This is a genomic window from Pseudoalteromonas sp. c7(2019) (assembly GCF_011378625.1).
Classification (GTDB): domain Bacteria; phylum Pseudomonadota; class Gammaproteobacteria; order Enterobacterales; family Alteromonadaceae; genus Pseudoalteromonas; species Pseudoalteromonas arctica.
Window position 1 is genome coordinate 233,995 of record NZ_WTKS01000002.1, and the last position, 23,230, is coordinate 257,224.

Annotated in this window: 23 protein-coding genes; 18 read left to right on the forward strand and 5 right to left on the reverse strand. The window is 39.0% G+C overall.

Annotated elements, in window-relative coordinates; all coding sequences use genetic code 11:
- Positions 1 to 296 precede the first annotated feature (296 nt).
- The 3 genes from fadI to GQR38_RS02920 all read left to right on the forward strand — a co-directional run bounded on the left by fadI (position 297) and on the right by GQR38_RS02920 (position 4,397).
- Entirely contained in the window at positions 297 to 1,607 is a 1,311-nt protein-coding gene (gene fadI, locus GQR38_RS02910; RefSeq protein ID WP_004335629.1) for an acetyl-CoA C-acyltransferase FadI, read from the forward strand.
- Positions 1,607 to 3,814 (forward strand): fatty acid oxidation complex subunit alpha FadJ, encoded by a 2,208-nt coding sequence (gene fadJ, locus GQR38_RS02915; RefSeq protein WP_165721365.1) that lies wholly within the window; start codon positions 1,607 to 1,609, stop codon positions 3,812 to 3,814. Before fadI ends, fadJ begins: the two co-directional genes overlap by 1 nt.
- Positions 3,815 to 3,887: 73 nt before the next feature.
- Positions 3,888 to 4,397, forward strand: a complete 510-nt coding sequence (locus tag GQR38_RS02920) for a GNAT family N-acetyltransferase (RefSeq protein ID WP_165721366.1) — start codon at positions 3,888 to 3,890, stop codon at positions 4,395 to 4,397.
- 36 nt (positions 4,398 to 4,433) lie between these two features.
- Here the strand turns inward: GQR38_RS02920 and GQR38_RS02925 are convergent, their stop codons facing one another.
- Positions 4,434 to 4,820 (reverse strand): MmcQ/YjbR family DNA-binding protein, encoded by a 387-nt coding sequence (locus GQR38_RS02925; protein ID WP_007580596.1) that lies wholly within the window; start codon positions 4,818 to 4,820, stop codon positions 4,434 to 4,436.
- 194 nt (positions 4,821 to 5,014) lie between these two features.
- On the opposite strand from GQR38_RS02925, the gene yeiP reads away from it, so the two are divergent.
- On the forward strand, positions 5,015 to 5,587 hold the full coding sequence (gene yeiP / locus GQR38_RS02930; protein ID WP_007580599.1) for an elongation factor P-like protein YeiP: 573 nt from the start codon (positions 5,015 to 5,017) through the stop codon (positions 5,585 to 5,587).
- 142 nt (positions 5,588 to 5,729) lie between these two features.
- Positions 5,730 to 5,924 carry a hypothetical protein gene (locus GQR38_RS20455; RefSeq protein ID WP_240917385.1) on the forward strand — a complete coding sequence of 65 codons (195 nt, stop codon included), beginning with the start codon at positions 5,730 to 5,732 and terminating at the stop codon, positions 5,922 to 5,924.
- Here GQR38_RS20455 and GQR38_RS02935 read toward each other — a convergent pair.
- Both GQR38_RS02935 and GQR38_RS02940 read right to left on the reverse strand, forming a co-directional pair.
- Positions 5,921 to 8,173: an EAL domain-containing protein gene (locus GQR38_RS02935; RefSeq protein ID WP_007580604.1), complete on the reverse strand. Its 2,253-nt coding sequence runs from the start codon at positions 8,171 to 8,173 to the stop codon at positions 5,921 to 5,923. The two genes, GQR38_RS20455 and GQR38_RS02935, sit on opposite strands and share 4 nt — an antisense overlap.
- A 54-nt stretch (positions 8,174 to 8,227) precedes the next feature.
- Positions 8,228 to 10,951 (reverse strand): insulinase family protein, encoded by a 2,724-nt coding sequence (locus GQR38_RS02940; RefSeq protein WP_165721367.1) that lies wholly within the window; start codon positions 10,949 to 10,951, stop codon positions 8,228 to 8,230.
- Positions 10,952 to 11,143: 192 nt separating this feature from the next.
- On the opposite strand from GQR38_RS02940, the gene sixA reads away from it, so the two are divergent.
- From sixA to GQR38_RS02955, 3 genes are read left to right on the forward strand one after another with little or no spacing between them, the layout of a single operon-like run.
- Entirely contained in the window at positions 11,144 to 11,614 is a 471-nt protein-coding gene (gene sixA / locus GQR38_RS02945; protein WP_024608902.1) for a phosphohistidine phosphatase SixA, read from the forward strand.
- A 24-nt stretch (positions 11,615 to 11,638) separates the two neighbouring features.
- Positions 11,639 to 11,992 carry a RidA family protein gene (locus GQR38_RS02950; protein WP_024591642.1) on the forward strand — a complete coding sequence of 118 codons (354 nt, stop codon included), beginning with the start codon at positions 11,639 to 11,641 and terminating at the stop codon, positions 11,990 to 11,992.
- An 8-nt stretch (positions 11,993 to 12,000) separates the two neighbouring features.
- Complete coding sequence (locus GQR38_RS02955; RefSeq protein ID WP_165721368.1) at positions 12,001 to 12,738, forward strand: SDR family oxidoreductase; 738 nt, start codon at positions 12,001 to 12,003, stop codon at positions 12,736 to 12,738.
- A 1-nt stretch (position 12,739) separates the two neighbouring features.
- Here the strand turns inward: GQR38_RS02955 and GQR38_RS02960 are convergent, their stop codons facing one another.
- Together GQR38_RS02960 and smrB are read right to left on the reverse strand one after the other, a co-directional pair.
- Positions 12,740 to 13,669, reverse strand: a complete 930-nt coding sequence (locus tag GQR38_RS02960) for an AEC family transporter (protein WP_165721369.1) — start codon at positions 13,667 to 13,669, stop codon at positions 12,740 to 12,742.
- Between the two features lie 27 nt (positions 13,670 to 13,696).
- A complete protein-coding gene (gene smrB / locus GQR38_RS02965; RefSeq protein ID WP_007377742.1) occupies positions 13,697 to 14,254 on the reverse strand; it encodes an endonuclease SmrB in 558 nt (185 codons plus the stop codon).
- A gap of 152 nt (positions 14,255 to 14,406) precedes the next feature.
- Between smrB and prmB the strand changes: the two genes are divergently transcribed.
- From prmB to GQR38_RS20460, 10 genes are all read left to right on the forward strand, one after another.
- Positions 14,407 to 15,342 carry a 50S ribosomal protein L3 N(5)-glutamine methyltransferase gene (prmB, locus tag GQR38_RS02970; protein ID WP_007580615.1) on the forward strand — a complete coding sequence of 312 codons (936 nt, stop codon included), beginning with the start codon at positions 14,407 to 14,409 and terminating at the stop codon, positions 15,340 to 15,342.
- Between the two features lie 64 nt (positions 15,343 to 15,406).
- Entirely contained in the window at positions 15,407 to 16,504 is a 1,098-nt protein-coding gene (gene aroC, locus GQR38_RS02975; protein WP_008138551.1) for a chorismate synthase, read from the forward strand.
- Between the two features lie 120 nt (positions 16,505 to 16,624).
- Positions 16,625 to 17,014: a DUF4112 domain-containing protein gene (locus GQR38_RS02980; protein WP_101216624.1), complete on the forward strand. Its 390-nt coding sequence runs from the start codon at positions 16,625 to 16,627 to the stop codon at positions 17,012 to 17,014.
- 106 nt (positions 17,015 to 17,120) lie between these two features.
- A complete protein-coding gene (locus tag GQR38_RS02985) occupies positions 17,121 to 17,768 on the forward strand; it encodes a glutathione S-transferase family protein (protein WP_165721370.1) in 648 nt (215 codons plus the stop codon).
- A 62-nt stretch (positions 17,769 to 17,830) separates the two neighbouring features.
- The gene (locus GQR38_RS02990; RefSeq protein ID WP_165721371.1) at positions 17,831 to 18,292 is read left to right on the forward strand and encodes a zinc-ribbon domain containing protein; all 462 of its coding nucleotides are present in this window, start codon (positions 17,831 to 17,833) and stop codon (positions 18,290 to 18,292) included.
- A 118-nt stretch (positions 18,293 to 18,410) separates the two neighbouring features.
- Positions 18,411 to 18,965 (forward strand): elongation factor P hydroxylase, encoded by a 555-nt coding sequence (locus tag GQR38_RS02995; RefSeq protein ID WP_165721372.1) that lies wholly within the window; start codon positions 18,411 to 18,413, stop codon positions 18,963 to 18,965.
- Positions 18,955 to 20,118: an ATP-NAD kinase family protein gene (locus tag GQR38_RS03000; RefSeq protein ID WP_165721373.1), complete on the forward strand. Its 1,164-nt coding sequence runs from the start codon at positions 18,955 to 18,957 to the stop codon at positions 20,116 to 20,118. Before GQR38_RS02995 ends, GQR38_RS03000 begins: the two co-directional genes overlap by 11 nt.
- Positions 20,115 to 20,390 carry a YfcL family protein gene (locus GQR38_RS03005; RefSeq protein ID WP_002962183.1) on the forward strand — a complete coding sequence of 92 codons (276 nt, stop codon included), beginning with the start codon at positions 20,115 to 20,117 and terminating at the stop codon, positions 20,388 to 20,390. The genes GQR38_RS03000 and GQR38_RS03005 overlap by 4 nt, the downstream gene beginning before the upstream one ends.
- Positions 20,391 to 20,533: 143 nt before the next feature.
- Positions 20,534 to 22,090: an AbgT family transporter gene (locus GQR38_RS03010; protein WP_165721374.1), complete on the forward strand. Its 1,557-nt coding sequence runs from the start codon at positions 20,534 to 20,536 to the stop codon at positions 22,088 to 22,090.
- A gap of 142 nt (positions 22,091 to 22,232) precedes the next feature.
- Entirely contained in the window at positions 22,233 to 23,210 is a 978-nt protein-coding gene (locus GQR38_RS20460; protein ID WP_010554673.1) for a hypothetical protein, read from the forward strand.
- Positions 23,211 to 23,230 lie beyond the last annotated feature (20 nt).

Genomic DNA, 23,230 nt, shown 5'->3' on the forward strand with positions numbered 1-23,230 from the left:
CTGTCCTCGTCAGCTGGGTTTGTACCTAATAGTGTTAGGTGATAAATACTGACCTATTTATAAGGTTTATAATTGGGTAACTCAAGAGTTAGACTGTATTTTTTAAAATAGTTCGTTATTTATTAACGATTTTTAGCGTACCACAAAACTTTGTAAATGCGTCTAAAAAAGCCTATTGTGATAGTCGTAATTAAACACTATTTATATAAATTTGTGTTTATCTATTGGCTTTAGTACACGGGTTGTTTAGAATCGAGGAAAACAAACAGGTCAGACCTGTCAGCGGGAGAGCATAAATGTCTGAGCAAAACATACTAAAAACACCAAAGGGCGACCGTATTGCCATAGTTAGCGGCTTACGTACACCTTTTGCAAAGCAAGCAACAGCGTTTCACCATGTACCTGCACTTGATATGGGTAAATTGGTGGTTAACGAAATGCTTGAACGATTAAATTTCAACAAGTCAGAAATTGATCAACTTGTATTTGGTCAAGTAGTACAAATGCCAGAAGCGCCAAATATTGCACGTGAAATTGTATTGGGCACAGGTATGCCGGTATCGGTTGATGCATATTCTGTATCGCGCGCATGTGCTACCAGCTTTCAGGCTATTGCTAATGTAGCTGAGTCTATTATGGCGGGATCTGTAAGTGTAGGTATTGCAGGTGGCGCAGATTCGTCATCAGTACTGCCAATTGGTGTTAGTAAAAAGCTAGCAGGCAGCTTAGTTGATTTAAATAAAGCGCGTACGCTTGGTCAACGCTTAAAAATATTTTCAAAACTGCGTTTAAAAGACTTATTACCAGTGCCTCCTGCAGTTGCAGAGTACTCAACAGGCCTTTCAATGGGGCAAACTGCTGAGCAAATGGCTAAAACACATAATATTAGCCGTGAAGATCAAGATGCGTTAGCGCATCGTTCTCACTCACTTGCAACGCAAGCATGGGCTGATGGAAAGTTAAAAGATGAAGTAATGACGGCGCATTTACCGCCATATAAAAGCTTTATTTCAGAAGACAACAACATTCGTAAAAACTCAACGGTTGAAGGCTACGCCAAGCTTAAACCTGTTTTTGACCGTCAGCACGGTACTGTTACCGCCGCAAATGCAACACCATTAACTGATGGTGCAGCGGCCGTACTTATGATGAGCGAAAGTAAAGCAAAAGCACTTGGCTACGAAATACTAGGTTACGTACGTAGCTTTGCATTTTCGGCAATTGGCGTAGAAAAAGACATGTTAATGGGCCCAGCTCATTCAACGCCTATTGCACTAGATAGAGCGGGTATTACGCTTGCTGATTTAGATTTAATTGAAATGCACGAAGCGTTTGCATCGCAAACACTTGCCAATATGAAAATGTTTGCTTCAGACAAATTTGCACAAGAGCATTTAGGTCGCAGCAAAGCAATTGGCGAAATTAACATGGATAAGTTTAACGTTAACGGCGGCTCTTTAGCATATGGTCACCCATTTGCAGCAACAGGTGCACGCTTAATTACGCAAAGCTTACACGAGCTTAAACGTCGTGGTGGCGGTTTAGCATTAACAACAGCGTGTGCTGCTGGTGGTTTAGGTGCAGCCTTTGTATTGGAGAGCGCGTAATGACAGATTCAGTATTTAATTTAGCGGTAGATGAAAATAAAATCGCCGTGGTAACGATTGATGTGCCGGGTGAGAAAATGAATACCCTGCGCAGCAGTTTTGCCGATGATTTAAAAGCGTTATTAGAAGACGCTAAATCGCAAAACGTAAAAGGCATGGTATTTATAAGCGGAAAAAGCGATAACTTTATTGCAGGCGCCGATGTAAAAATGCTTGATAGCGTTCAAAAGCGTGAAGATGCTTTGGCGATTAGCGAGCTATGTCATCAAGCGTTTTTTGATATGACAAAACTGCCATACACAACAGTTAGTGCCATTCATGGCGCTGCATTAGGTGGTGGTTTAGAGTTTGCTTTAGCGTGTGATTACCGTATTGGTACCGACAGCGATTTAACAAAAATTGGCTTACCAGAAGTACAACTTGGCTTATTACCAGGTGGTGGCGGTACGCAGCGTTTAACTAAAATTGTAGGCATTCAAAAAGCACTAGAGTGGATGCTAACAGGTAAGCAAATTCGTCCTAAGCAAGCTAAAAAAGCAGGCGTGCTTGATGATTGTGTACCGCACAGTGTACTTTTAAAAGTAGCAAAAGAATTTGCCGCGAAGAAAAAGCCACAAGCAAAAGAGCCAAAGCTCGACAATATTAGTAAATTATTAGAATCTAACCCGTTTGGTCGTAACTTTATCTTTAAAAAAGCTAAAGAAAACGTACTTAAAAAAACGGGCGGGCATTACCCAGCACCACTAGCTATTATTAAAGCAGTGCGAGCTAGTGTAGAGCTTGATGAGCTAAAAGCGTATAAAACAGAAGCTGAAAGCTTTGCAACACTTGTAATGAGTGATGAATCTAAAGCGCTTCGCGGTATTTTCTTTGCAACCACTGAAATGAAAAAAGAGTGGCGCAATGATGACGCACCAGCAATTAGCAAAACCGCTGTTTTAGGTGGTGGACTAATGGGCGCTGGCATTGCGCACGTAAGTGCTGTTAAAGCTAAAGTGCCGGTACGTATTAAAGATGTAGCAGAGCAGGGTATTAGTAATGCAATGAGCTACACCTATAAAATTTTAGATAAACGCCTTAAACGTCGTATTATGTCTAAAGCTGATGTGCAGTTAACAATGAACCGTATTACAGGTACAACTGACTACAGTGGCTTTAAACACATTGATTTAGTAATAGAAGCGGTGTTTGAAGATCTTGCGCTTAAGCAAGGTATGGTTGCAGACGTAGAGCAGCAATGCCAAGCAAATACAATTTTTGCAAGTAACACGTCATCATTACCAATATCGCAAATTGCAGCGCAGGCAGCACGTCCTGAAAATGTAATTGGCTTGCATTACTTTTCACCAGTGGAAAAAATGCCATTAGTGGAAATTATTCCACACGAAGGTACATCTCAAGAGACCATTGCCCGCGTTGTTAACTTTGCACGTAAGCAAGGCAAAACGCCAATTGTTGTAAAAGACATGGCCGGTTTTTACGTCAACCGTATTTTAGCGCCTTACTTAAACGAAGCTGCTAATTTGATGCTTGCAGGCGAGCCAATTGAAAAGATTGATGCAGCGCTTGTTGAGTTTGGTTTTCCGGTAGGCCCGCTGGCTCTACTTGATGAAGTAGGTATTGATATTGGCTCTAAAATTGCCCCAATTCTTGAAAAAGAATTAGGTGAGCGTTTTAAAGGCCCTGATGCATTTATGCGTATGATTGATTCAAAACGCCTTGGCCGTAAATCTGGTCGTGGTTTTTATGAATACGATAAAAAAGGCAAAAAGGTTGATGAGTCAGTTTACGAACTATTGGGTGTTACCCCGGCTCCACGTTTAAACAAGAGCGAAATTGCTAAGCGTTGTGTATCGCAAATGCTTAACGAAGCAGTACGCTGTTTAGATGATGGCATTATTGCCAGCCCACGTGATGGCGACATCGGTGCAATATTTGGTATTGGTTTTCCACCATTTTTAGGTGGCCCGTTTAGCTATATGGATAAATTAGGCGCGAGTAAAATAAGCTCTGATATGTCTACATTAGCTAACAGCGATGCTAACTTTGCACCATGTGAATCACTGGTAACTATGGCAAGCTCTGGTGCTACTTTTTATAACGCAACACATGTTGAGGTTGTAGCTCCTGAAGTACAAAGCACTGAGTCACAAGAGCAAAGTGTAACTGAGCCTGAAGTTACTAAAGAGATTGAAACGAAAGAATAAAGTTTCTGCTATCTAAAAAAACCGCATTTAAATGCGGTTTTTTTATAGTTTTTATAAATAAATGAGGAGCTTAATGACATTATTTACACAAAGATTGAGCATGTACCAAATGGAAGAATCTGATTGGCCTCTTTTTCTAGCGCTTCATCGCGATCCTCAAGTCCTTAAGTTTTGCTTTGATATGCCAATGGAGTCACTGGTAAGAAACCGCTTTGAGATACGCTTGCCTAAGTGGAATGCTAAATCACGTCATCCCCTGTGTTTACTCATTATTAATAATCAAACAAAACAACCTGTGGGTGTTACAGGTTTTGCCTATGACGGAGAAACCGCAGAGCTTGGTTATTTATTATTGCCAGAGTATTTTAATAAAGGCTACGCGACAGAATCCCTAAGAGCTGTGATTGACTGGGCTTGGAAAGAATGTGGTATTAGGCAGTTTAAAGCAGTCGTAACGCGTGGCAATATTGGTTCTGAAAAAGTGCTTGGTAAGTGCGGTTTAACCCATACCGATACACTTTTTAAAGTGCATACAATAGGCGATAAATTATATGACGATTTAATTTATACGCTTAAGGTGTAGGGTTTTAATGGGCTAGTAGCCTAGCCCAAAAAGTGTTTACAAGTGAAGTGAAATAGCTTTTCGGTCTTTTTCTGGCATGTTTTCTACGACTAAATTAAATGAGTTATCAATCATTCTCTCAATTTCACCTTGTGGAATTGTGCCGTCTAAAATTACTGTGTTCCATAAGCGTTTATTCATATGGTAACCAGGGATCACTGCCGGGAAAATATCACGCAATGATATTGCTTCATCAGGATCGCACTTTAAGTTAAGCCACCAAATAACCTCACCATCATCATTAGTTTGACCGTCATTGCCAATAGCAAGAGTCGCAAACATTTTATGATTCACTTTATATACATCAACCTCTTGCGCAAATGGTTTTGTAACCTGAACAAGTGGTTTTTTAACTAAATACTCATGTACTTTTTTCTGGTCCATGATCCATTCCTTGAAGTCATACTCGGTAAAGCTACCATAGCAGTTTTTTTCACATTTGATTATATGTATTTTAGTATAAATTAAAATTTTACAAGCTAATACAACATGTAGCGTAAAACCAACGTAATTTTAGTTGAACAAAATCCAGTTCGTGGTATGTTTCTGGCAATCAAAAAAATAATAGGAATTCACACATGCCAAAGGCGAGTGATGTTAAAAAAGGTACTGCTATTGACTTCAATGGCCGCGTTTTAGTTGTAAAAGATATTGTGCGCTCTGTGCCGCAAGGTCGTGCTGGTGGTAGTTTATACCGTATGCGTTTATACGATGTGGTAACCGGTGGTAAAGTTGACGAAACATTCAAAGACAGTGACATGCTAACGCTGGCTGATTTAACACGCCGTGAAGTAATGCTATCGTACATTGATGGTGACGAGTATGTGTTCATGGATAATGAAGATTACACGCCTTATAACTTAAGCAAAGATGCTATTAGCGAAGAAATTTTATTTGTTAATGAAGAAACACAAGGCGTACACGTAATTGTTATTGATGGCGCGCCAGTAGGGCTTGATTTACCGTCAAGTGTTGAACTTGTTGTTGAAGAAACAGACCCATCTATTAAAGGTGCATCTGCGAGTGCTCGTTCAAAACCTGCACGTATGTCTACTGGCTTAAATATTTCTGTGCCAGAGCATATTTCAACAGGTGACCGTATCCGTATTAATACTGTTGAACACAAATTTATGGGTCGTGCTGAAAAGTAACCCTTAAATTATAATTTTAAAAGCCGAACCTGTATTTAACAGGTTCGGCTTTTTTGTGCGCGCGGGGGATTTGTTGCTTTAAATTTAATCACGTTAGCGTTAGAATAACCGCCGTATTTTTGAGCAACTTTAAAGGGTAATTTTGTTTATAGTTTTACTAAGCAGTGTATTTATAGCTTTAATGTATTTAGAAGCCATTAAAAAAGGTATGCCAATTAAGCGATGGCTTATTTTAGGCGGTTTACTTGGGCCTGTGGCCTGGTGCTTGTTTAACCTACATTATCGTCGTGCTTTAGTTAGAAATGTAGGTATAAATGCGTGTATATGGCGCCCTTAATTTATCGACGCCACATTTTTATTTTTTCTAATTAAGCTTGGGGCTGCTTTAGTTTGTTGCTGCTTTAAAAATTCAGTAAATTCACTTTTTGATAGTGGCTTAGAATAGTAATAGCCTTGTACTGTTTCGCAATTAAGCTTTTTAAGTATATCAATTTGATGAGCTTGTTCTACACCTTCAGCAACTACATGCAAATCAAGATTATGCGCAATAGTGACTATTGAGTCGACCATATTACGCCCACGTTCGTTGGTCATGTCATCTATAAATGCTTTATCTACTTTAAGTGTATTAAGCGGAAATTGCTTTAAATACGCTAATGATGAATAACCAGTACCAAAATCATCCATTGCTAAATGAATACCTCGGGCACTTAACGAACGCATAATTGCAATGGCTTCTTTAGGGTCGTCCATTACAGTACCTTCTGTTATTTCAAGCTCTAAAAAGTAAGAAGGTAATTCGTTTTTTTGCAAAATAACGTCAATACGAGAAGTTAAATCGGGGAGGCTAAATTGCTTTGCTGATAAGTTGACAGCTACTCGGCCGCTAAATAAACCGCTATCTAGCCATTCTTTTACGTCTCTGCAGGCTTTGTTTAATACAACTTCGCCAATTTCAATTATTTGGCCCGTTTCCTCGGCTATGGGTATAAAAACGCCTGGGCTAATAATGCCCTTTTTGGGGGTAATAAAGCGCACTAATGCTTCCATTCCGGTTAGCTTGCCTGTGCGAATATTCATTTTTGGTTGGTAGTACACTTCAAAATGATCTTCTTTTAAACCAAAGCGCATAAGGTTTTCTATTTGCAGTCGTTTAACGGCTTGACGGTTCATCGTGTCGTTAAAAAATAGGTAGCTATTACCTTTCTTTTTAGCATGATACATCGCGGTATCTGCATTTTTTAGGAGCAGTTCAGGCGTATTACCGTCTTCTGGAAATAATACAATGCCTACACTTGAGGTGATTGCCAGTTCGTGGCCAGCCATTTTAAATGGTGTAGCAATGGCTGCTAAAAACTGTTTTGCCATACGTGTAATTACATGTATGTCGTTAGTGTCAGACATTACAAGAGCAAACTCATCGCCGCCTAAACGATAAAATACATCATTTTCGCGGGTTAGTTTATTTAAGCGCATTGCTAGTTTAGCTAATAAGCTGTCACCTAGTTGATGCCCTAACGAGTCATTTATTTTTTTAAAGTTATCTAAATCGAATACAAGCAAGGCGTGATGCGAGTTGAGCTTTACTAGCTTTTGCAAATCAGTAAAAAATAAATTTCGGTTAGGCAGACTAGTTGTGCGATCTCGATTCGATAAGTTATGTAACTGCGATTCGGCTTTTTTACGCTCTGTTAAATCTGAATAAACAACGACATAATTAGTTATTTGATTTTGATCGTTTTTAATTTCATCTATCGATATTTCTATAGGCAATAAAACACGCTCACTATTACGAAGCTTCACTTCTTGTTGGATATGTTCGCGCTCTTTTACTATTTCAATAATTCTGTTTGTGTAGCTTGGCTCATACCCAGATAGGTTGAAATCTTTTCCTAAGTATTGCTCGCGTACGCCACCAAACAAGGTTAAAAAACTCGGGTTTATATCAACCAGTTTAAAGTTTTTATCGTAAATTGCTAAGGCGTCAGTGAGCGATTCAACACATTTAGCAAAAAGGTTTAAGCGCTCTTCCGTTGATTTTAGCTGTGATATATCACGAACGGTACCTGTCATTCTTAGAGGTGATAAGTTAGCGTCTTTTTCAATTATTTTTCCGCGATCGAGTACCCAATGCCAACGTCCAAATGTATCTTTGATTCGGTAGGTGGCTTCAAAAAAAGCAGACTGCTCTGCAAAGTGTACTTTTAACAAGTGCTCAACGTTATTAATATCATGAGGATGAATAAGGCCTTTGTTTGGCGGAAACCCCATTAAGGTAGTCGAATCCATTAAGTACTTATCGTTAATACGAATAACTTCGCCTGTTTTTATGTTCCAGTCCCAAAGTGTATCGCCGCTACCTTCTACAGTACTTTTAAGGCGTTTTTCCGAAAGGCGGAGTTGGCGGCGTGAGCGTCTAAGTTTGTGGATTACAAATAACAGGTAGGGCAAAGCAAGCGCTATAATGGCGCTTGCTAGTATAAGTATATTGTCGGAGTTGTAATTAAATGATGACTCAAAGGCAAAAAGCTCAAATGAGTAAGCAAGTACTACAAGCATGCTTAGTTTTATTATTATTTTTATCATTTTTTTATTACTTCTAATTTACAAATGATAATTTAAAACAAGCTAAACCTAGTGTCAAAGAGATTGAGAGTAAACGGGCATATTTTGAGATTTATAGACTTTTGCCGAGCTTAAAAGCTCATATCTTGGTCTATTATCATCAAATAGGCTTAGTGCATAAACTTTTAGTTCTTTTAGGGTTAGCGCATTTAAGGCATCTAAAAGTCGTTGTTGCATATGAAATTCATGATCTCTGTTACCAATAGCAAGCCATAACCGTTGTGAGCGCAGGCGCAGGTTTTTATCTTTTTCTGCAATATGAGTACTAAGGCCGTGTTTTTGCTGTTGCCAATCGTTTTCATCAAGTGCATCAATATTATCAAGGTAGTTTTTAATAAAACGGTTATGTCGATGCAATAATGTTTTTGCATCAAACTTAGGTGACTGCACATAAAATGCTATACCAGCACGCGTGTTAAATGGTGCATAACCAGCGCCTACTAAATAACCAAGTTGCTGTGTAGTTCGTAATTCATTAAAGTAATCTTGATTAATTAAATGATTTAACGCCATCATTTTTACTTTTTCGGCCACGCAATCCGTTTGCGCTTGATAGTAAATAACCATTGCATGGTCGTTACAAGGAAGCTCTAACTCGTAGCGAGTTACTTTTTTAATTTCAAAAAGAGGGCGTCTTAAATCTTCAATTATGGTTGCGTTTTTTAAGTGATTTGCGACCTTTTTTTGAAAGGCTATTGCATCACTTTGCTGCCAGTTACCATGTAAAAATGATTCAACATGTAGTGCTTTAAAAAAGTCTGTTCTGAACTCATTAAATTGCTGAAAACAGGTGTTTTTTAATGCCGATGCAAGCTCCCCAGGTTGTGGGTTCCAAGGCATTATTTTTGCGCCTAAAATGCTAAATAACTCACTGACTGGTTTGTTTTGGTTGCTATTGCGCCAATGCCTTACAAGCTGTTTTTTATATTCAGCAAAGCGTTTTGCACAGATCTCTACATTAAATAAAGCATCTATTAATTGATCAACAAGCTCTAACTGGCTAGATGAAAGCCCCGCGGTATGTAGAGTTAATCCACCTTGATGCGAGGTTAAGTGGTAGCTAAGTCCCGCAAGTTCTGCTGGATAAAATTGCTCGCCCACACTATCCATAAATAAATCTGTAAATAAGCGGGTGAGTGCCATATGTTTTACATCTTTTACGGCAAAATCAGAATCCATGGCCAAATAAAAATGGCCTTTAGCAACGCGAAATGTATTGTCTTGTTTAAACCAAAAATCAAAACCGGGTTCTTTTACTAATAACTCGGGTTTTGTTTGTGGTTTTACGACATCAAATAACACCACTTCTTTTGTTAAATAAGGATTAGCTGTAGGTAGCAGCATTTCGCTCAACGGCTTATTTATCTCGCTAAGGGCATCAAGCCAACTAGGTGAAATATGTTCTACTTTATATGGTGTGTTGTACCATGCCGTTTTATGTTCAGGCTCTACATCTGGATGTATAAGTACGATGCGCATATTATGTGGCGTTAACCACTGCATGGCCATTTCGTGGGTCGCTTTTTTAAAGCCTTCCATTAAATAGTCGCCTTGCACGTAGTTTGCTTCATCGTAATGCTGCATATTAATGCTTAAATTACTGACCCAATCAATCAGGCGTGACTTTTCTTGGTTATCGAATGCTATTTGTAATAGATTTTTTTTATCTTGGTATAAGCGTGGCAATTTTTCGGTGTTATCGTTAATTAAGCAAATGTATTCAAACACCATTTCAATAATGTCTTCGAAGTATTCAATACCTTCATCGGTAAGCGCTAAGCTAATATTAAAATCTTTAAAGTTGCTGCCATTAATACCACCGCCAGCAGAAAGTGCATTGATCCAGCCTTGCTCTTTTAAAATAGAATAAAGAGAACCCGCGCCTTCATAGCCAAGTAAGTGGGCAATAAAACTTACTGTTTTATGGCGATAAAAGTCGTCAATATTAGGCATAGCAAAACTTATAATAAGTTTTTGCATATGCTTATGTGGCTCAATATGGAGTATTTTTCCTATGTCTTGTTTGCGATAAAGTGGCTCACTGATCTCTGGCTTTTTAAGGTTTTTGTTGCCGTTAATTGCGCCAAAGTAAGTTTGAGTCCAGCTTTGTAGTGTATCTAGTGTTTCGTTTGCGCAAATAACTAAAGTCATCCACTGAGCTTGGTACTGGCTATTAAAAAAGTCACGAAGCTCATCACTAATACATCGCTCTCTGTCAGCTAAGGTTTGTAGGTTTCCTACAGAAAATTTAGCAAATGGATGAGCAGGGTTTACCGTTTCTTTGTGGGCTTGATAAATACGGCGACCGTCGTCTTTTATTTTTAGTTTAAACTCGGCTTCAATTGCGTTGCGTTCTTTTTCTGTTTCGGCTGAATTTAAAAGTGGCGCAATAAAAAAACGGCTAAATTGGGTAAGCGCTTGTTCAAATTCTTGATTGTTAATATCAAAAAAGTAACAGGTATGCTCAGTGCCGGTCCACGCATTGGTGTTGCCGCCAGCTTGCGAAACAAAATTATTAAAACTGCCTGAATCTGGATATTGGTCAGTGCCTAAAAAAAGCATGTGCTCTAAAAAGTGTGCTAGGCCTTGCCTATCAAGAGGGTCGTCAAAATGTCCGGCGTTAACTGCCATTGATGCTGCCGCTTTTGTAGAATCTTTATCTTGCACTAATAGTACTTTTAGACCATTGTCCAGTGTAAAGGCGCGGTATGCTCTGTTATCATTGCGGCTGATATTCAAATGATGCTCCTGAAACTAAACGTTTACTTGTTAACAACAGATGATGGCTTCAGGAAAGCGAAGTACAGCTTAAAGATTTACCTGAATCTCATGAAAGAACTATTTTAGAAATAAATAGATTTATATTGTTAATATAGCTGACAAACGGGCAAACTGGCTACTGTTTTATATTCTTTAATCGGTTGATTTTTTATGAAAACAATCCTAATAATGCGCCACGGCGAAGCAACACCCATGCAGGCTGATGATGCAGGTAGAAATTTAACCCAAGCAGGGCACGATGAAGCTGAAAAAATGGGCCTTTGGCTCAGTAAAGCACATTACCCTGATGCACTGTTAGTTAGTCCTTACATTCGAGCACAGCAAACAGCTGCAGGTGTGGCTAAAAATAACGTATTTAAATTTAGCGAAACCACGTCTGATATAATTCCCGAAGGCAAACCTCAAATTGCTGCTGACTACATCGAAACACTTATTGCTACTCACCCCCAATGCAATACATGGCTTGTTGTATCACATATGCCTATTGTAAGTTATTTAGTGGACCAGTTAAGCCCTGGCAATATGCCCATTTTTAATACGGGTGCTGTTGCTGTTATTAGTTACGATGAGCAAACCCAGCGTAGTAGTTATTTAAGTATAAATGCCCCAGAAAACGTTTAAATATAAATAATTGAGTAAAGTAAAATGACAATAGAACGTTTACAAACAGGTGCGCGCATGAGCCGCATTGTAAAACATAACGGCACTGTGTATTTATGTGGGCAGGTATGCGCCGACGCACAAAAAGATATCAAAGAACAAACTCAAACTATGCTTGATAAAGTAGAGGCATTGCTTGATGAAGCGGGAAGTTCAAAAGAACATATGCTTAGCGCGACTATTTATGTAAAGAGCATGGAATACTTTGCTGATATGAATGCAGTATGGGATGCGTGGGTAACCGAGGGTTATGCACCAGCACGTGCCTGCGTAGAAGCTAAAATGGCACGTGATGCACTGCTTGTTGAAATTTCAGTCGTTGCAGCTTTAAAAGAATAACAGCTTTAATGACTTGCTCCCCCGTTGTACTCATCACTGGCTCTAGTCGAGGTATTGGCGCAGCTACCGCATTATATTTTGCAAAGCACGGTTATAATGTTTGCATTAATTATAAAGCAGATTTAGCTAGTGCAATATTGGTGGCAGAAAAAGTAAAGCAATTAGGCGTTGAGGCTGAAGTAATTCAAGGTGACGTGTCACTAGAGGCTGACGTTTTAGCTTTATTTATGCATATAGATAAAGTCTTTGGTCAACTTGATGTACTAATAAATAACGCCGGTATTTTAAAACCACAAATGCCTTTGTTAGAAATGAGTGCTGAGCGCATAAACGAAGTTTTGACTACAAATATTACCAGTGCTTTTTTATGTAGTCGTGAAGCAATAAAGCGAATGGGAAATAGCGGTAGTATTGTTAATGTTTCATCGGGGGCCGCTAAAACGGGCTCTCCTAATGAGTACATTGATTATGCAGCATCTAAAGGTGCAATGGACACATTTACTATTGGCTTGGCAAAAGAGGTGGCAAGTAAAGGTATTCGAGTTAACTCGGTTAGACCTGGGCTTATTTACACTGATATGCATAGCGATGGCGGTGAAAAAAATCGAGTCGATCGTCTTAAAAGTAAATTACCCCTTGGCAGAGGCGGTACACCCGATGAAGTTGCTGCAGCAATTTACTTTTTAGCTTCAGAGCACGCTTCTTTTACAACGGGTAGCTTTGTTGATGTAGCCGGCGGTTTGTAAGCTAAAGTAATAAAGCTAGCCAAAACGTAAAGCTAATAACACTTAAGATAGTAGAAAGTACGACAGCCCCAGCAAGAGTAGCTTCATGCTGCTTTATTTGAGTCGCAATAAGATAAGCATTTACGCCAACAGGGGACGCACTTAAAAGTACTAATACATTGAGTATTTGCGTGTCTAGCTTAAATACATAAGTGCCTACCAATAAAACTAACGCAGGCAATAAAAATATTTTTAAAATTGATGCTATTAACGCCGGTCGCCAATTTGTAGCTATTTTATAAAAAGCTAAATTTGCACCAAGTACAAATAGCGCACAGGCAATTGCTGGTTTAGCTAATAGCTCCAAACTATTTGCTAAGTCGGTGAACAGTGTTACTCCTAATATGTTTAATATAAGCCCGCACCCAATACTCAGTACTATTGGATTTAACACCATACTTTTCCCAAAATGCGACCACGAAAATTTATCGCTACTGCCTTTAGCGCCTATTAAAAAAGTAAGTGCAAATAACAATGTGCTATGAAAAGTAATGATCATAAACGCAATGGCTATCATCTCTTTGCCAAGCGATGCAATAACAATAGGAATACCCACTAACACCATATTTGAATAGCTAGAAGCAAGTCCAAAGACGCCGTGTTGTTGGTAATTTTTTAAATACTTTTTATTTAAATAAAAGCGATCAATTAAAATACCCACCCCAAACACGCTCAGAACGGGTATGTAAAAACTCAAAAATGCAAAAAGGCTAATGCTTTGCTGTAAGTTAATTTGCGACATATTTAACAATAAAAAAGCAGGCAAACTAATATAAAAAGTAAATTTACTTAAGCCTGCAATATGCTGCTTTTCGAAAAATTTTAATCGGCAACAGCTATAACCAAACGCAACAATAAAAATGAGTGGAAAAATAATCGAAAAAATATGCACGAAGTTACATCCTAGTAATAGCTAAAGTTAGCGTCTAAATTCATCACTTTGCGGTAAATTAATTAGTATGAGTACAGCGCCTCTACCACCATATTCGAGAGGGGCTTGGTGCATCGCTATTACGTCAGGGTGCTGTACTAAGTACTGAGGCACTTTGTGCTTTAGTACGCCGCCGCCAATACCGTGCACTACACATGCACAATAGTAATGCTGCTTTTTACATTCGTGAATGAGTCCAGCGAGTTCATCTTTAGCAAGTTCTTTATTTAAACCATGTAAATCTAGCGTCAAATCGGGTGCAAAGTCACCACGGCGAAGCTGTTTAGCTAGGAAGGTATCTTGGCCTGGTTTTACATATTTAACCGTGCCGTGGGTGTCTATATCGGGAATATAAACGTCTGAGAAGAAAAATTCAGATTGAGCCTGCTTTTTTTGCTGGGCAAATTGCTTAGCTTGTGACACCTTAGGCTTTGTATCAAAACGATGAGTATCTTGTTTAAATACTTTGGCGCCTGTGATTGTTTGACGAAATAAGCTTATGTCGTCATTGCTTAGGGACGAATGTGATGGAGTGTCTTTTTTCATAACTATTACCTAAACAAAAAAACGTAAAAACGCAGCGCAAAAGGCGGTACAATACTTAAATGAGGGGCAATTGTAATTTGCCCAGCGCAGATAGGCAATGCAATCGTCTTAAAGACTCAAAACAGTCAGTAAGCTAATACAGGTAAAAATATATGAGCGATTTACAAATAGAAGAAGCAACACTCGAAGAAGCCGTTGCAGAACTGTCAACTTTACATGACTGGTTACGTTGGACTACAAGCCAATTTGCAAGTAGTAGTATATTTTTTGGACACGGCACAGATAACGCATGGGATGAAGCTGTAAGCTTATTACTGCCTGCGCTTAGCTTGCCTGTTGATGCGCCAAAAGAATTAATGCACGCGCGTTTAACAAGCACAGAAAAAAACCGACTTGCGGGTCTTATTGCAGAACGTATTAACGACTGCACACCAGTACCTTACTTAACAAATATTGCATGGTTTGCGGGTATGCCATTTTATGTGGATGAACGTGTACTTATACCTCGCTCACCGTTTGCTGAGCTTATCAGCAACCGCTTTACACCCTGGCTTGAAGAGCCACAATCGGTTAACCGCATATTAGATTTATGTACGGGGTCGGGTTGTATCGCAATTGCACTTGCTCAAGCTTTTGAGGAAGCACAAGTTGATGCGGTAGATATATCGTATGAAGCGCTTGAAGTGACAGACATTAACATTAACGATTACATGTTAAGTGATCGTGTGTTACCCATTCAGTCTGATGTATTTAGCGGTGTACCAGGTCAAAAATACGACCTAATAGTTGCAAACCCACCGTATGTTGATGCAGAAGATATGGCTGACCTGCCACGTGAATTTCATCATGAACCAGAGCTTGGGCTTGCATCAGGCCACGATGGTTTAGATGTAACCCGTACTATTTTAAGTGAAGCGAGTGAACACCTAACTGATAACGGTTTGTTATTTGTAGAAGTTGGTAACTCTATGGTACATATGGATGCACTGTATCCGGGCGCGCCGTTTGAATGGATTGAATTTGAACAAGGCGGCTTAGGTGTATTTGTAATTAGCAAAAAGCAGCTAGATGAGTATTTTGCAAAATAAGTAAAAAATGAATAGCCAAGCCGTGTGCTTGGCTATTGGTAGTCATTAGGAATGAGGAAAGTTAATGGCAGGTAATAGCATTGGACAGTTATTTAAAGTGTCCACCTTTGGTGAGAGCCACGGCGTTGCATTAGGCGGCGTTGTTGATGGTACTCCCGCAGGTCTTGAAATCACAGAGGCCGACTTACAAATTGATTTAGATCGCCGAAAACCAGGCCAAAGCCGTTATACAACGCAGCGCCGTGAAAGCGATCAAATAAAAATATTAGCAGGCGTTTTTGAAGGTAAAACCACAGGTACCAGCATTGGTTTATTGATTGAAAATACCGATCAACGCTCGCAAGATTACGGCAAAATTAAAGATGTATTTCGCCCAGGTCATGGCGATTACACGTATTGGCATAAGTACGGCTTGCGCGATTATCGCGGTGGCGGTCGTTCATCTGCACGCGAAACCGCGATTCGCGTAGCGGCAGGTGCTATTGCTAAAAAATACTTAAAGCAATTTCATGGTATTGAAGTTAAAGCATGTTTAAGTCAGCTTGGCCCTATTAAGGCGGAAACGTTTGATTGGGATGAAGTGGAAAATAACTTATTTTTCTTCCCTGATGCAAGTAAGCTTGAAGCGCTTGACGAATATATGCGTGACCTTAAAAAGCAAGGTGACTCAGTTGGCGCTAAAGTAAAAGTAGTGGCAAGCAATGTACCTGTTGGTCTTGGTGAGCCAGTATTTGACCGCCTTGACGCCGAACTTGCACACTCATTAATGAGTATTAACGCGGTTAAAGGCGTTGAAATTGGTGATGGCTTTGATGTGGTTGAGCAAAAAGGCTCTGAGCATCGCGACGAGCTAACCCCTGAAGGTTTTACATCAAATCATGCAGGTGGTGTACTTGCGGGTATTTCGACAGGGCAAGATATTATTGCTTCTATTGCGCTAAAACCAACGTCGAGCATTACTATTCCAGGTAACAGCATTAATACAAGTAACGAAGCGGTTGAGATGATCACTAAAGGTCGTCACGACCCGTGTGTAGGTATTCGTGCAATCCCGATTGCTGAGGCAATGATGGCCATTACCTTAATGGACCACTTACTGCGTCAACGCGGACAAAATCCGCATGTAAATCACGAACACGGGCCAATTAATGGCTCTGTGTAAGTATTTATAATTATAAAAAAACGCGGATTACCGCGTTTTTTTATGTCTGTAATTTAGTTAGGAGCCTTTCAGGAGTTGTTCAAGTAAGCCCTATATACTGCAAGAAGGAGGGTAGTAATCATGAACGATAATATTAATGAACACTCACAAATAAAAGCCCAAGCTGCAATAGCCCGCTTAGAACGTTTCAGTAAGTTAACGGATAGCAGCATTGGTATTCCTTTTACTAAATTTAATATAGGCCTAGAGGCTGTGATTGGTTTAATTCCCGTTATAGGTGATGCCGCAGGGCTAATTTTATCAAGCTATGTGCTGATAGAAGCGCAGCGTTTAGGTGTGAGTAAACGTATAAAGACTAAGATGATTATCAATATGCTCATAGACTTTGTGGGCGGTTTAGTGCCATTTTTTGGTGATATTTTTGATGCCTTTTTTAAAGCTAACACGCGTAATACACAACTATTAAAAAAGCATTTAAACAAGCATTTAAACAAGCAGTTGAGTGAGTAATTAATAGCTTTAAGTAACCGTTAGCAAAGAGACTTTAAACAAAATGTTGTTGGTTGTTTAATCACCTAGTAAGGTAGGAGCGTCTATTCACTTTGGTATTTACAATATGCAATTATTCATCGGTAATAAAAACTACTCCAGCTGGTCATTACGCGCATGGTATTTAATGAGTAAATTTGATGTTGAGTTTAGTGAAACCCAGCTGGTACTCGACACCCCTGATTTTTACAATGAACTAAAAAAGACCTTTGCTGTGCAAAAAGTTCCAGCGTTAATTGATGGCGATTTACAGGTATGGGATTCACTAGCAATTTGTGAATATATTAACGATGCTTACTTATCGGGCGCTGCATGGCCAAAATATATTACCCAAAGAGCTAAAGCGCGTGCGCTAAGCGCTGAAATGCATTCAGGCTTTATGGCGCTGCGCAGTGAAATGCCAATGAATATAAGAGCTACCCGTAAAGTAGACCTATCGAGCGAAGCACTAAAAGACATAGCCCGTATAGACGAGATATTTGCCCAGCAACAAGATGTGTTTCCAAATGAGTGGTTTTTTGGTGACTTTAGTATTGCTGATGCCATGTATGTGCCTGTTGTACTGCGCTTAAAAACCTATCAAATTACGTTATCGCCAGAGGCACAGCAATATTGTGACTTTGTTATGCGCTGCCCAGTATTGCAAGCATGGATCACTCAGGCATTAATCGAGACCGATATTGTAGAGTGTGATGAAGCAGGAACGCCTGTATAATTATTGTTTTTTTATATGGCATGTTTTATGCCTTAAAATCATAAGTTTAAACTAGGCAGCTCATGTATCTAAATCACCCAAGGTATGGCAATACACCAATAACTACCAATACCCCAGTGACAATAGAGGCGATAGAGAATGCGCACTGGCGTTACTCGAGCCTTAAATACTTCCCTAATACGGTAATATTGGCTGATATAAAAAAGCAAAACTATGCCATTTATCCTCGGGCACTTTATGTTGATATTGAAGAAAAGTGCGGGACTTGCTCTAAGGCATTTATTTTTTTTGCTCAAGAGCAGCAATATTGGTTTGAAACATTAAGATTTTGGGTCGATTCACACTGTACTCATTGCTTTGAATGCCGTAGACATGCCAGATATATACTAATTCTACGTAAACGGTACGATATGTTAACTAGCTTAGCCAATAAAACCTCAGGTGAAAAAACACAGCGTAAAGAACTTGGTAATACTCTTTACTGTTTAGGTATTATTAAAAATATCAATAAAGTGAAAGATTAATCCGCTTATATTTTACTATCACGCCTTATTTTTACTTTAGTTGTAAAAGCCCGTACAATTCGTCTCGTTTTTAGTGCGCTAATATGGCGCTGTAACCGAGACGAATTAATCAATTTTTATGCATCAAATAGCTGATCTAATTTCAATTTTTGAGCGCACTTTTTATCAAAGTCACAATACACGACTGATAAAAGGCGATTGTGAGCCTGTCTATTTACCAGCAACAGAGCAGGTGCCATATCACCAAGTTGTATTTGCGCATGGTTTTTATGCCAGTGCATTACATGAAATAGCACACTGGCTGGTGGCCGGTGATGCACGTCGGTTATTAGAAGATTACGGCTACTGGTACTGCCCAGACGGGCGCGACAAACAAAAACAAGCTGAGTTTGAAAAGGTAGAAGTAAAGCCCCAAGCCATCGAGTGGTTATTAAGCACCGCAGCAGGGTTTAATTTTAATGTGTCGGTGGATAACTTAAACGGCGAGCAAACGTGTCGGTTTGATTTTCAGCAGCGAGTACATGCACAGGTATTATCGCTAATCGAAAATGGCTTTAACTCCCGTACAGAATCACTTTTAAAAGCACTGTGTGATTTTTACAATACACAGTGGCCATTAACAGCGCAGCAATTTAATTGGCAACACCCAAAGGAGCTTTGTAATGGCGTTTAAATTAGGCTTAATTGTAAACCCTGTAGCAGGTTTAGGCGGCACAGTTGCCTTAAAAGGCAGTGATGGCGCGCACACAGCCGCTAAAGCAATTGAATTAGGTGCAGAGCCAAAAGCAAATAGCCGAACAAAAGCAGCGCTTGAGGTGCTATTACCTTATAAAGAACGCTTAACTATTTACACTGTTAACGGTGATATGGGTGAGCAAACAGCAAAGGCTTTGGGCTTTAATGTAGAGGTTATATATAACACTGCAGCAATAACAACCCCTGATGACACAGAACAAGCCGCAAAAATACTTAAAAACTCTGGTGTTGATTTAGTCTTATTTGCTGGAGGCGACGGTACAGCACGTAACATTTGCCATGCAATAGAGGATACCATTCCCGTACTTGGTATTCCCGCAGGTTGTAAAATTCATTCTGGTGTTTACGCTATCACGCCAAAGGCTGCAGGGCGCGTAGTCGAAATGCTGGTTAAGGGTGAGTTAGTTACCTTAGCCGATGCAGATGTAATGGATATAGATGAAGATGCTTTCAGGCAAGGCACAGTAAAAGCCAAACGCTACGGCGAAATGCAAACACCTAGCGAAGTACGCTATATGCAAGCGGTTAAAAATGGCGGTAAAGAAACCGACGAACTCGTACTTGCCGACATTGCAGCGCATGTTGTATCGCAAATGGATGAAGACACATTTTATATTATGGGTAGCGGCTCAACGGTTGAAGCCATAATGGAAGAAATGGGGCTTGAAAATACGTTACTTGGCGTTGATTTAATAAAAGATCAAACCTTAGTTGCCCAAGATTTAACGGCTAAGCAATTGCTTGAGCTTACACATGAGCAAAGTACTAAGTTAGTCATTACGCTCATTGGCGGGCAAGGGCATATATTTGGCCGTGGTAATCAGCAATTGAGCCCTGCGCTTATACGTGCAATTGGCAAAGAAAACATTATTGTAGTAGCAACAAAAACAAAACTACAAGCGCTTAATAGCCGCCCCCTTATTTGTGACACCGGCGATGGCGAATTAGATGATGAATTATCGGGTTATATTAAAGTAACCACCGGATTTAACGACCATATTATGTATGCAGTAGGGCACCAAAACCTTGAAAATACAGGTGCTTTGCAAAACCAGGAGATTAATAAATGAGTTTAGTGAACTATATCGATGCAGCCCAGCAGTACTTCGATGATTTAGTAATAAAAGCAACTGACGATGAGTTATTTGCAGGCGGCTATTTACGAGGTCATTTTGATCTTGCAGTTGGTTATGCCGAAGTAGAAAAGCTGACAATCAGTATAGATGAGCTAAACGAAACTGTAGAGCAGAGCTTAGTTAAAGCGTATCGTAATGGTGAGCTTAACGAAGAAGATAAGACATTAGTTGCACGCTTGTGGGAAGAAGTTAAAGCCCTCGCTTAAAAGTAAGTGATACAAAAAACACGATTTGTTTATCACTATCGTGTTTTTTTGTGCCCAAAACTTTTAAAGCTGATTTTTATGTTAATTTACTGTTTTGTTTTTATGCGATATTGTTACTAAAATAAATTTTAGGAACAATAAGAATGAATAATAATCAAGACGCTTTACCTTCAGGGGTTGTAGCGCGTTTTTTAAACTTTGTTGAGCGAGTAGGCAATAAGCTTCCAGATCCAGCCGTAATATTTCTGTTTGCAATGTTATTAATTTGGTTTTTGTCGTGGTGGTTTTCAGGCATAAGCTTTGATGCAATAGACCCACGTACCGGTGAAGCGATTATTATTAATAATATGCTGGCAAGTGATTCGCTCGCTACCTTTTTATCCTCTATGGTAAAAACCTTTACTGGCTTTGCTCCCTTAGGTGTCGTTTTAGTAGCTATGTTAGGTGTCGGTGTTGCAGAGCATTCGGGCTTCATTAATACCGGTCTTAAGTTAATGCTTAAAGTTACTCCTAAAAAGCTATTAACGCCTTCAATCATTTTAGTAGCCATTGTGAGCCATACCGCTACTGACGCAGGTTATGTATTAGTTATTCCACTTGCCGGTGTTATATTTTATGCTGCAGGGCGCCATCCGCTTGCGGGTATTGCAGCTGCATTTGCAGGAGTCAGTGGTGGTTTTGGGGCTAACTTTATTCCATCAGGGATTGATCCATTACTACAAAGCTTTACCCAAAGTGCGGCGCAAATAATTAATCCTGCAATAACAATTAACCCGTTAAATAACTGGGCATTTGCTTCAGCATCTAGCTTATTTATTGTGGCATTAGGCTGGTACATTACCGATAAAATTATTGAACCACGTTTACAAAAAACAACGGTTGATGGTGCTAAAGAGGATTTACCTGTATTTGAAGATGCACGTAGTGATGAAAAACGTGCCTTTTATATAGCTAGTACCGTGATGATTGCAGGACTTGCGTTACTAGCATTTGTCTCTGCTCCAGACGATTCTGCAATGCGCAGTAGTGACGGATCCCTTACTAATTTTAGCTCCCCTTTAATGCAATCAATTGTACCACTAATATTTTTACTTTTTTGGCTACCTGGCACAGTATATGGTTTTACGGTAGGTACCTTTAAAACTTCAAAAGATATGATTGATGCTATGAGTAAAGCGATGAGCGGCATGGCATATTATATCGTTATGGCGTTTTTTTGTTCGCTATTTATTGCTGCATTTAGTAAATCAAATTTAGGTGCATTACTCGCAATCGAAGGTGCGCAGTTATTAAAGGCAATGGAATTGCCAAGTGCAGTAACGGTTGTGGGCATTATCTTTTTAACTGGCTTTGTTAACTTGTTTGTAGGTTCAAGTTCAGCAAAATGGGCGTTACTTGGCCCTATTTTTGTACCGATGTTAATGCAACTTGGCATTTCGCCAGACTTAACTCAAGCCGCTTATCGTGTAGGTGACTCAAGTTCTAATATTATTACACCGTTAATGCCTTATTTCCCATTAGTGGTGGTGTACTGTCAAAAGTATGTGAAAGGCACAGGTATAGGTACTTTAATTGCTATTATGCTACCGTACTCAATCGCCTTTATGATTGGCTGGAGTATCTTTTTATTAGGTTACTGGGCACTTGGTATTCCACTAGGGCTTGATGCCAGCTACGTGTATCCGGCAGTAGCGCCGTAACAAAGAATAATCACTATAACAAAAGTAAAAGCCCCATCATGAACTGGTAGGGCTTTTTAGAACTTTAAATTAAGCATATTTATTTAATTGGATTAAATAATAACTCTCTTAGCTTGAGTGTGCATTGAGGGACTTAAAGTATATGAATAACAATAAAAAAATTAGTAGTGTGTTCACATATTCATATTTTTGGATAGCCATAATTATACCGGTTAGCTTATCTTCTTTACTGATGAGTTTTATTTTTATAAACGATGGCCTATCAATTGAATGGCCAAATAAAGAAACCCTATCTGTTTTCTTAGAATATATGAATGTTCCTTTATGGATTTTAGGTTCAGCATTACCGCTTGCTACTTTAGCAACTGCTAACTTTCGTGCATTACAGTTCCAATCTAATTTGAATTACCAGAAAAGAACAATAGAAAGGCAAGAATTTGAGCATAAAATAGATCTCTATCATAAAGAGTTAACTCTATTTAAAGAAAAATTCTCTGCAGTTATATTCAATGGTAACTTTAAATGCATTCGACCTGAAGATGCCACATTAATTTTTACACGCTTTTATCCAAAACCAACAAAAAAAGAAGATCCATACTTCGAGATAGATATTGAAAAAATAGAGTATATATATGAATTTATGAAACTATTCGAGGCTAAGGTTTTTGAATTCGGGAAAATAGCAAACACTAAACGAAATAAGCTGAAGTTTATAAACTTATTGTTTCCCGACTTTTCGGAAGAGCAAAAAATAGAGCAAGAGAATTCTATAAATATATATACCTTAAAAATAATATATCTTTTAGGAATTATGGAAGCGACTCTTTTACAAGTGTGCCATGTTACAGGTATTCGCCACTTTTCAATTGGAAAAGAGCCTATTACTTTAATTATAAAATTAATTATAGATATTTACGCATTACAAACTAGCTTTCTTGACGATGGGGAATCTGAATGTAGCTTTTATTTCTCTCAAAAAAGACAAAGTGCCTTAGTCGATATTTTAAATTTATGGATTAAATATAGTTCAATTTCTAATGTTAATAGAGATAAATATACTGCTGAGGATTTCCGAAATGATTGCTTTATAACAGAAGTATTGAGAAGTCAGCCTAGATAGGAGCTAATAATTACAAACGT

Coding starts and splice junctions, on each gene's coding strand:
- GQR38_RS02955 (WP_165721368.1), top strand. CDS start 12,001: ATGACTTGCTCCCCCGTTGTACTCATCACTGGCTCTAGTCGAGGTATT.
- aroC (WP_008138551.1), top strand. CDS start 15,407: ATGGCAGGTAATAGCATTGGACAGTTATTTAAAGTGTCCACCTTTGGT.
- GQR38_RS02935 (WP_007580604.1), bottom strand. CDS start 8,173: ATGATAAAAATAATAATAAAACTAAGCATGCTTGTAGTACTTGCTTAC.
- GQR38_RS03010 (WP_165721374.1), top strand. CDS start 20,534: ATGAATAATAATCAAGACGCTTTACCTTCAGGGGTTGTAGCGCGTTTT.
- GQR38_RS02980 (WP_101216624.1), top strand. CDS start 16,625: ATGAACGATAATATTAATGAACACTCACAAATAAAAGCCCAAGCTGCA.
- smrB (WP_007377742.1), bottom strand. CDS start 14,254: ATGAAAAAAGACACTCCATCACATTCGTCCCTAAGCAATGACGACATA.
- GQR38_RS02950 (WP_024591642.1), top strand. CDS start 11,639: ATGACAATAGAACGTTTACAAACAGGTGCGCGCATGAGCCGCATTGTA.
- sixA (WP_024608902.1), top strand. CDS start 11,144: ATGAAAACAATCCTAATAATGCGCCACGGCGAAGCAACACCCATGCAG.
- GQR38_RS02990 (WP_165721371.1), top strand. CDS start 17,831: ATGTATCTAAATCACCCAAGGTATGGCAATACACCAATAACTACCAAT.
- GQR38_RS20460 (WP_010554673.1), top strand. CDS start 22,233: ATGAATAACAATAAAAAAATTAGTAGTGTGTTCACATATTCATATTTT.
- yeiP (WP_007580599.1), top strand. CDS start 5,015: ATGCCAAAGGCGAGTGATGTTAAAAAAGGTACTGCTATTGACTTCAAT.
- GQR38_RS03005 (WP_002962183.1), top strand. CDS start 20,115: ATGAGTTTAGTGAACTATATCGATGCAGCCCAGCAGTACTTCGATGAT.
- GQR38_RS02985 (WP_165721370.1), top strand. CDS start 17,121: ATGCAATTATTCATCGGTAATAAAAACTACTCCAGCTGGTCATTACGC.
- fadI (WP_004335629.1), top strand. CDS start 297: ATGTCTGAGCAAAACATACTAAAAACACCAAAGGGCGACCGTATTGCC.
- GQR38_RS03000 (WP_165721373.1), top strand. CDS start 18,955: ATGGCGTTTAAATTAGGCTTAATTGTAAACCCTGTAGCAGGTTTAGGC.
- GQR38_RS02920 (WP_165721366.1), top strand. CDS start 3,888: ATGACATTATTTACACAAAGATTGAGCATGTACCAAATGGAAGAATCT.
- GQR38_RS02925 (WP_007580596.1), bottom strand. CDS start 4,820: ATGGACCAGAAAAAAGTACATGAGTATTTAGTTAAAAAACCACTTGTT.
- fadJ (WP_165721365.1), top strand. CDS start 1,607: ATGACAGATTCAGTATTTAATTTAGCGGTAGATGAAAATAAAATCGCC.
- GQR38_RS02995 (WP_165721372.1), top strand. CDS start 18,411: ATGCATCAAATAGCTGATCTAATTTCAATTTTTGAGCGCACTTTTTAT.
- prmB (WP_007580615.1), top strand. CDS start 14,407: ATGAGCGATTTACAAATAGAAGAAGCAACACTCGAAGAAGCCGTTGCA.